The following is an 8,281-nucleotide window of genomic DNA, read 5'->3' on the forward strand; positions in this document are numbered from 1 at the left end:
CGGGACCCGGCCGCGGCATCCCCCGCGGTGGCGACGGGCACGGATGCGGAGCGGGACGCGGCGGCGGCCTTCGCGGCCCCGGCGCGGCGCCGGCGGCGGAGCGCGAGGTTCAGGCTGCGGTTGCCGCGGGCGAGCACCTCGATGTCGGGGGCGGTGCTGTGCGCGCTGAGCTCATCGGCGCGACCGGCGTGGATGCCGCCGAGGAGGGGGTCGACGAGCCGGTCGAAGACCTCGTGGCCCATCCGCGGGACCACAATCTCGGCGATCGTGGGATCGGCCGGCAGGGTGCGCCCGGCGGGGAGCACGAGGTCGAGGAGTGCCCGGGCGAAGCCGAGCGGGGAGAGCAGGCGTGACCGGAGCAGCGGCAGCAGTCGGTCGGGGATGCCGAACACGGTTCCTGCGGGCAGCGTGCGGAGGCGTCCGCGGGACCAGATCCGCGATCCCCCGCTCGCGGGTGCGACGACGAGGTCGGCGAGGCCCAGGTCGGTGAGGAGGTTCACGGCGACGGGTGCGCGCACCATCAGCGCATCGGGGCCGGCGTCGACCGAGTGCCCGGCGAAGTCCTCGGTGATGATCTTGCCGCCGAGGCGGGGGGAGGCCTCGAGCACGGTGATCAGGACCCCGTCCCCGAGAGACTGGTGCAGATAGTGGGCTGTCGCCAGTCCGCTGATTCCGCCGCCGACGATGACGACCCGGGGTCGAGAGAGCACGTATGGTCCTTCCGTTGCCGGTGGACCGGCACAGTCGGAAGGCTGGAGCACACCGTTCCATCGATCCTACGGCTCGGCAGGAAAGGCTTTTCCGACACTAGTGTCGGCGGCCCGTTCTGCCGCGCCCCCGTGACCCGAGACCGCAGGAGCGCCTACTTGGCGTGCGCCTCGGTCTTCTGCAGCTGCCACTCGAGGTCGTCTGGCGAGAGATTGGCGTCGCGGAAGGCATCCGTCAGCGGCAGCTGCAGGCGCAGGTCGGTGCCGAGGCAGAGGGCGGCGTGGCCGGACTTCAGCTTGAAGTCGAGCACGTGGCCGCCGGCGCTGCGGTCGTCGGTGACGAAGTGGGCGTGGCAGCCGGGAACGCCGATGCCCTGCTCGTAGAGCGGGGTGCGGAAGCCGACGATCGTGCCGGTCACGTTGTGCAGCTCGACGATCGCGTCCTCATCTGTGGCCTCGACCATCGGGCGATACGGCTTCTCCTGCTTGACGACCGTGCGCATGGTGATCCACTCGAACTCGGCGTCGATCCGCAGCGCGTACATGTAGTTCTCCGACGAGGTCATGCGGTCGATGAAGGCGGATGCCTCCGCGCGCAGGACACCCTCCGGCAGATCGCTCTCGACGTGAGGGACGAAGTTCGTGACGACCGCGTACGGGGTGTGCGCGCCGAGATCGGCCTTGGAGACTCCGCCGTCGGCACGCAGCTGGTAGCAGCTACCGTCGAGGATCAGCATCTCGCCGTCGAGCCCGTTGAAGGTGCCGATGCCGAAGCTGCCGTGGCCGAGCAGGTCGCGCACGGTCATCTCGCCCTCGTACACACCGTCGAGCAGGGCGCTCATCAGGCTCGTCTGGAAGATCTCGTGTCGGGAGACCGTGAATTCACTCACTGCAGCACATCGCTTTCCAGATCAGCCATGAGCTCATCCCGGTTGTTTCGGTAGTCGACGCGCACGTCGATGATGCTCGGCCCTGGCTCGGCCATGGCCTGTTTCAGCACGCCCGCGAAGTCGTCGAGGTGCGTGACCCGGTAGCCGTGGGCGCCGAAGGATTCGGCGTACTTGACCGCGTCGTAGTCGCCGAGCTGCACGCCGGAGGTGCGGCCGTACTTGCCCTGCTGCTGGAACGCGACCATGTCGTAGGTGCCGTCGTTGAAGATCACGTGGGTGAACGTCGAGCCGAGGCGCACCGCGGTCTCGAGTTCCATCGCCGAGTAGAGGAACCCGCCGTCGCCCGAGACGGAGACGACCGGGGTGCCCGGCCGCACGAGGGTCGCGGCGATCGCCCACGGAAGGGCGACGCCGAGGGTCTGCTGCCCGTTGGAGAAGAGCAGGGCACGCGGGTGATAGGTGCGGAAGTGCCTGGCCATGTAGATGTAGTGCGACCCCACGTCGCAGAGCACGGTCGTGTCATCGGGCAGCAGGTTGCGCATCGCGAGGGTCAGGGCCGCGGGGTGCACACCCTCCGACTCGTCGTCGTTCCAGTGCGGTTCGTCGGCCTCGGCGAGGCGGGCCCGTTCGGTGGCGACGACAGCGGATGCCGCGGCACTGAGCTCGAGGCCGTCGATCTGCCGGGCGAGCGCGTCGATGGTCTCGGCGACGTCGCCGCGCAGCTCGACCGTCGGGCGGTAGTAGTCGTCGAGGTCTGCGGAGAGCTCGTCGAGGTGGATGATCCGGCGCTGGTGGTCCTTGTTCCACTTCGAGGGCTCGTACTCGACGAAGTCGTAGCCGATCGCGAGGATGAGGTCGGCCTTGTGCAACAGGATGTCGCCCGGCTGGTTGCGGAACAGGCCCACCCGGCCGAGGTAGTGCTCTTCGAGCTCGTGGGACAGCACGCCGGCCGCCTGGAACGTCTCGACGACGGGCAGGTCGGCGACGCCGAGAAGGCGATGCAGGGCAACGGTCGCGCGGTCGGACCCTGCACGTGCGCCGGCTAGGATGACCGGGAACTTCGCACCCTTCAGAAGTGCGGCCGCGCGCGTGACACTCTCCGCCGGGGCGGCGCCGAGGCGCGGCACCCAGTGCGGTCCCGTCATCGACACGGTCGTCGTGTCGACGAGCACGTCACACGGGAGCACGACGGCGGCGGCGCCCTTGGGCTCCTGGGTCGCGCGTCGGAACGCGTTGGCGATGGCCTCCGGCACGTTGTCGGCGACGCTGACCTCGCCTGCGGACTTGGTCACGGCGGAGAGCATGCCGACGGCGTCCATGGACTGGTGGGTGCGCTTGAGCCGGTCGGCGCGGGAGACCGCGCCGCAGATCGCGACCATCGGGTCGCCCTCTGTCGTGGCCGTGAGCAGGCCGGTCGCGAGGTTGGAGGTGCCGGGCCCGCTCGTGACGAGCACGACCCCGGGCTGGCCGCTCAGCCGGCCGACGGCCGCGGCCATGAAGGCCGCATTCTGCTCGTGCCGGCAGACGATGAGTTCGGGGCCGTCGTCGACGAGGGCGTCGTAGACGGGGTCGATCTTGGCGCCGGGAACGCCGAACACCCATTTCACCCCGTGGGCCTTGAGCACCTCGACGACCCGGTCGGCCGAGCGCCGGGGCGCGGCGGGCGCGCCGAGGCCATCCGTTATCGAGGGGACCGCGGAATGAGGATCGGTCTGGACGCGGGCATCCGCCTGGATCGGGGCGTCCGCCACGGGGCCGCTGCCCAGGACAGTTGAATTGTTCGTCACGTCATGCCTTCCGGTTCGCCGTTCGAGCGGCTCCCTGTATCTATCGTCCCGCTCCGACAGATAAGAAACAACGCCGAATGGTGATGGAAACGATCTGTAAATGAGATGATGCACGAGTGGATGTGCGACAGTTCGAATTCTTCAGCGCGGTGGCGAGCGAACTGAGCTTCACGCGCGCCGCCGACCGACTCACGATCGCGCAGTCCGCGGTGTCCGCAGGGGTGCGGTCGCTCGAGAACGAACTCGGCGTCGAGCTCTTCGACCGCAGCCGCAGGCAGATCCGGCTCACCTCGACGGGCGAGCTGTTGCTGCCCAAGGTGCGCGAGGCGCTCGATGCCGTGAACGGGGTGCGCGATGCCGCCGAGGAGACCACCCACGCGATCACGGGGTCGATCGTGATCGGCCTGATGACCTCGGTCACCCTCGTCAACGTGCCGCGACTGCTCGGGCTGTTCCGCACCGGCCACCCGGGGGTCGGGGTGCGGCTGCGCGCGGCCAGGCGCGGTTCGGCCGGGCTCCTCGACGAGCTCGCGACCGGCGAACTCGACCTCGCCTTCCTCGCGCTCAGCGGACCCGTGCCCACCCAGCTCGTGGCCGCGCCGATCTCCTCCTCGCCGATGGTGCTCGTGGTCCCGGCCGATCACCGCCTCGCCACGGCCGGGCACGTCGGCCTCGACCATCTCGACGACCTCGCCCCCGAGGAATTCATCGACCTGCCGCCCGGCTACGCGAGCCGGCAGATCGTGGACGAGACCTTCGCCGCGGCGGGCCTCGAACGCCGGGTGATGATCGAGGTCTCCGACATCGGCACCGCCGCCGAATACGTGACCAACGGGCTCGGCGTCGCCCTGCTGCCCGAATTCGCCGCCCGGGACGCCCGCAACGTGCGACGCCTCCCCGTCGCGGGCATGCCCGACTTCACCGTCTACCTCGCGGCGTCGCGCACCCGGCGGCTCTCGGCGGCGGTGCGGGCCTTCATCGACCTGGCCCTCGCCGACGACGAGACCGGCGCGATCCGGTGATGCGGTGATGCGCTGATGCCCCGGCTCGTCGTGGTCCTCCCGCTCACGCCGCTCGCTGTCGGCGCCACCTTCCTGGTGCGCGACTGGCCCCTGCACGTGACGGTGCTGGCGCCGTTCCTGACGGATGCCGCGCCCGGCGCGATCAGGGAGGCTCTCGCGGCCTCGGCATCCGCCGTGCCCGCGCTGAGCGTGGTCGCCGGCGGCGCGGAACGCTTCGGGCGCCGCCACGACATTCCCGTGACCGTGCTCGAACCCGACCCCGGGCTGACCGCGCTGCGCGACCTCGTGGTCGCGGCCGTGCGGCCGTTCGCGACTGCGCCAGGGGAGGCGGCGTTCACCGGAACCGAGTTCCGGGCGCACGTCACCGACAAGCACCACGCGCGGGTGAATACCGGCGACATCCTCGAACTCGGCCAGATCGCTCTCGTCGACATGGCGCCCCGGGCCGACCCGGCCGGTCGCGCCGTGCTCGCGACGATCCCGCTGCGCCCGCGCTCTCACTCGGCCCGCCCCTAGCTTCGGCGGCCGGCACGCGTCGCGCGTCACGTGTCGCAACCCAGCGCAGGCGCGCCCGTTGCGCCGCTTCGCGCCAGGCATGCCGGGCGCGAAGCGGCGCAGGGGGTGCGCGAGGAGAAAAGCTGCGTCAGGCGGCGAGCGGATGCGCCGCGAAGAACCTGAGGACGGCATCCGTCGCCCACGCGCTCTCGAGGAAGTAGCCGTGCCGGAGCCCGGGCAGCTCCCCGAATGCGGCATTCGGAATATGTTCGGCGAGGCGTTCGCCGTTCCCGGGAGGAGTGACCTCGTCGGCGTCGCCGTGCAGCACAAGCGTCGGCGCGGTGATCCCGGGGAGGTGGTCCCAGGCGTCGTGCGCGGTGCTCGCGCCGAACAGGAGGCGCCGGGTGTGGACCGAGGTCGGTCGTACGAACGTGGCCGCGACGAGCTCCGGGTGGGACGCGATGAAGGCATCCGTGAAGAACAGCGGACCCATGGAGAGCGCGTCGCCCCGGGCCATGCGCTGGGCGACGTCAGCCGTGCGGGTCAGACCCCGGTCATCGCCGCCGCTCGTCGCGCCGAGCACGAGGGCGCCCAGGCGATCGGGGTGGTTGATCGCGAACCACTGCGCGACCCGGCCGCCCATCGAGTGCCCGTACACGTGCGCCCTGTCGATCCCCGCGGCGTCCAGAGCGGCGACGATGTCCTCGGCGAGCGCCGCCGTCGTGAAGCGCGCGTCGGCGCCGGGCTCGCTGTCGCCGACCCCGCGCGTGTCGAATGTAATCACCCGGTGCCGGGCACCGAGCGTCGGCAGCAGCGGAGACCAGGACCGGCTCGAGACGCCCTGTCCCGCGACCAGGACGACGGGGTCACCTGTCGCGTTACCGCCGGTCGACGACCAGGCGATGCGGGCGCCGTCGGGCGCGAGGGCGTACTCCATGGATGCCTTCCGAGCGGGGCCTGGGACTCCCCCATCGTAACGAGCGCACCGGGGAGGGCGCCGCAGGCCTCAGCCGATGAAGGTGCTCGCCGTCACCTCGAATTCCTCGACGTCGACGATCGTCAGGTGCTGTTCGGCGCTCGAGTCGGCGCGAATCGACTCTGCGGGCTCCCTGCTCCCCGCGAGGGAGTCCTCCGAGTCCCAGAGCGTGATGGCCAGGGCCGTGTCGGTCTCCGTGCCTTTCAGGAAGTACATGCCGCGGCCGCCGGGGTTCGCGAGCACCCGCAGCATGGTCGCATTCTCATTCGCGTGGGGGTCGGTGTCTGGGCCGGTCCTGAAGGTGCTGATTCGGGCATACATCGTCAGCCCTCGACCATCATCACGACGGTTTCCGGGCGGACGCCGTCGAACTGCATCGCCTCAGCCGCGACTTCGGACGCCATCACCCGCTGGAAGACGTCCATGTCGGGCACGTCGGCGATCAGGCCGACCCTGTGGTCGTCGGTCGGGTCGATGAAGGTCTGGATGCTGATGCCGAGCGGCCCGAACACCTCGTCCCGCCGGGGTGAGTTGAGCCAGTGCTCGACGTCATCGACCTCATGGAATATCAACACCGTTGTCATGATTGCCTCTCTCGGTTCCGACGCTGGGACAGGAGGGTGAGCGGTTCGTTCGCGCGCGAACCGGCCATCGCGCAGACCGTACCGCCGCTTCCCCCCGAGCGATAGGGACGGTCGACGAAGCGCCGGGACCTCTGCTCGACGGTCCCTGAGATGTCGGCGGCCAGTGTGTCCGGAGAGATCACGGCAACAGCAACGCTCGGAGCGTCAGATTCTGGCGAAGGCGGCCGCGGAAGCACTGAGGGACACAGCGACGCAGTACGCCGTCGCCGGGCCGAGCAGGATGAAGACCGCAGGGACGGAGATTGTCGAAGCGATGATCGCGACGAGGATGACCAGGGGCAGGATCGTGCCGATGACAGCCACCAGGCCGGTCCGGCGCGGGTTGATCAGCGCAGGCACGATGAGGATCACGCAGATCACCCCGAACACGATCAGCGGCAGGCCGGATTCCCGGGGCCAGACCCCGTCGGGCCACACGACCGCCGCGAGCCAGGCAAGCGGAATGCCCCAGACGAACGCGATCCAGCCCCAGATTCGGGCCGCCTGCCACCCGCGGGTTTCGGTCCAGGCGGACATCACAACGACGAAAACGAGCCCGGCCACCACGGAGAGACACTGCAGCACGACGGTGACGATGACGCCCGTGCGGCCCATGGGCCCGAGCAAATTCCGGTCTGGCTGGCCCAGCCAGACGATGAACAACAACCACGGCAGTGCGGCTCCGATCGCGATCACACCGATCCGCGTCGCCTGCACGGATGCCCGCGCCCACCATACCTGTCGTGTTTCGAGCCCCGTATCCACCCGTGAACCCCCTCGTGGGGCGCTCGCCCCCTCTCGCAATCTAGGAAGGCCCGATGGCTGGCCAATGAACCACCGGCGTCCCAGACATGAAGACTCGGGCTCGGTGCCGGCTCCTCCGAGGGCCGGGGTGAAGGTGTTCCATCCCTTATGATCTGCACACGGGGGTATGGGATGCGCGGAATCGCGGCAACATGCGGGTTGATATCGGTGCTGGTGGCTCTTACGGGCTGCACGCGCGGTGACCGATTCCGCCGCCGCACGCGACCTCAGGTGGAATTCGAGCCACTTTGAACCTCCGTACGTGAACGCCTGGCGACGCATCACGTCGTCAGCGCGCACGGAAACAGACTTCCTTGTGCATGGGCACCGGTCGATGTCACGCTGCTGGCCGCCGACAGACGAAGATGGTATCAACCGATCCGTCCCCGCAGCCTCGTGCCTCCAGTTTGAATCGCAGATCATACGAACCCCTCCGTCCTTGCGAGGTTTGCCGATTGTCCGCAACTTGAATTCGGTGCGCGCCTCGATTCGTGCGCGATACGTTTCCATGTCAACCGTGCCTTCGTCGATATCTGCCGTCGCGGTGATGAATGCACGCGGCATCAGCGGGCAATATGCGCTCCCCTCGACCCACATGACGCCCTCGTCGAGCATGCTTGCCCCAAGCTGCTCCTGCCTGTAATCGGTGGAGGGGGTGAAGCCGAGCTCGAAGGTCGGCCGATAAAGCTTGTCGAAACGACGGCTACCGAAGTATCCGAGGTCGGCGTCAACGATTTCCGGACGAATGCCAGTGTTGAGGGCTCCACGCATGAGCGTGACCGCAGTGTTAGCTGTCTCGAGCATGGGGAGGTGGAGTGTCGCACTGAGGACGAGCTGAGGGAATCGGCGGCGGGTCGATAGGTTCGAGTCGACGCGGATGCCCTACGTGTCAGGGTGAGTTGAGGCGGGTAGCTCAGAGCAAGTTCGCCGTTTGACGTAGGGCGAGAATCAGGAAGTCCCACCATGTCCAGTCCCTC

9 protein-coding genes are annotated in these 8,281 nt (G+C 69.0%); 2 read left to right on the plus strand and 7 right to left on the minus strand.

The genetic code is table 11. The features are described from left to right. The 3 genes from hemG to alsS all read right to left on the minus strand — a co-directional run. A partial coding sequence (gene hemG, locus E3O50_RS07430; RefSeq protein ID WP_166790982.1) for a protoporphyrinogen oxidase occupies positions 1-710 on the minus strand: 710 nt, incomplete at its 3' end. A 152-nt stretch (positions 711-862) separates the two neighbouring features. After that, positions 863-1,597, minus strand: coding sequence for an acetolactate decarboxylase (gene budA / locus E3O50_RS07435; RefSeq protein WP_134447044.1), 735 nt, complete (start codon positions 1,595-1,597; stop codon positions 863-865). After that, positions 1,594-3,384 (minus strand): acetolactate synthase AlsS, encoded by a 1,791-nt coding sequence (alsS, locus tag E3O50_RS07440; protein WP_241975238.1) that lies wholly within the window; start codon positions 3,382-3,384, stop codon positions 1,594-1,596. The genes budA and alsS overlap by 4 nt, the downstream gene beginning before the upstream one ends. 116 nt (positions 3,385-3,500) lie before the next feature. On the opposite strand from alsS, the gene E3O50_RS07445 reads away from it, so the two are divergent. Beyond that, positions 3,501-4,406, plus strand: coding sequence for a LysR substrate-binding domain-containing protein (locus tag E3O50_RS07445; protein WP_241975239.1), 906 nt, complete (start codon positions 3,501-3,503; stop codon positions 4,404-4,406). A gap of 15 nt (positions 4,407-4,421) precedes the next feature. Beyond that, the gene (locus E3O50_RS07450) at positions 4,422-4,922 is read left to right on the plus strand and encodes a 2'-5' RNA ligase family protein (RefSeq protein ID WP_134558302.1); all 501 of its coding nucleotides are present in this window, start codon (positions 4,422-4,424) and stop codon (positions 4,920-4,922) included. A 127-nt stretch (positions 4,923-5,049) separates the two neighbouring features. On the opposite strand, the gene E3O50_RS07455 is transcribed toward E3O50_RS07450, so the two are convergent. The 4 genes from E3O50_RS07455 to E3O50_RS07470 all read right to left on the minus strand — a co-directional run bounded on the left by E3O50_RS07455 (position 5,050) and on the right by E3O50_RS07470 (position 8,108). Next, positions 5,050-5,838, minus strand: a complete 789-nt coding sequence (locus E3O50_RS07455) for an alpha/beta fold hydrolase (protein ID WP_134447040.1) — start codon at positions 5,836-5,838, stop codon at positions 5,050-5,052. A gap of 69 nt (positions 5,839-5,907) precedes the next feature. Continuing rightward, positions 5,908-6,129 carry a hypothetical protein gene (locus E3O50_RS07460; RefSeq protein WP_241975240.1) on the minus strand — a complete coding sequence of 74 codons (222 nt, stop codon included), beginning with the start codon at positions 6,127-6,129 and terminating at the stop codon, positions 5,908-5,910. A gap of 71 nt (positions 6,130-6,200) precedes the next feature. Beyond that, positions 6,201-6,461 (minus strand): hypothetical protein, encoded by a 261-nt coding sequence (locus E3O50_RS07465; RefSeq protein ID WP_134447036.1) that lies wholly within the window; start codon positions 6,459-6,461, stop codon positions 6,201-6,203. 204 nt (positions 6,462-6,665) lie between these two features. Continuing rightward, positions 6,666-8,108 carry a hypothetical protein gene (locus tag E3O50_RS07470; RefSeq protein ID WP_134447034.1) on the minus strand — a complete coding sequence of 481 codons (1,443 nt, stop codon included), beginning with the start codon at positions 8,106-8,108 and terminating at the stop codon, positions 6,666-6,668. Positions 8,109-8,281: the final 173 nt, after the last annotated feature.

It is taken from the genome of Cryobacterium sp. MDB1-18-1, from assembly GCF_004402735.1.
Lineage (GTDB): Bacteria > Actinomycetota > Actinomycetes > Actinomycetales > Microbacteriaceae > Cryobacterium > Cryobacterium glucosi.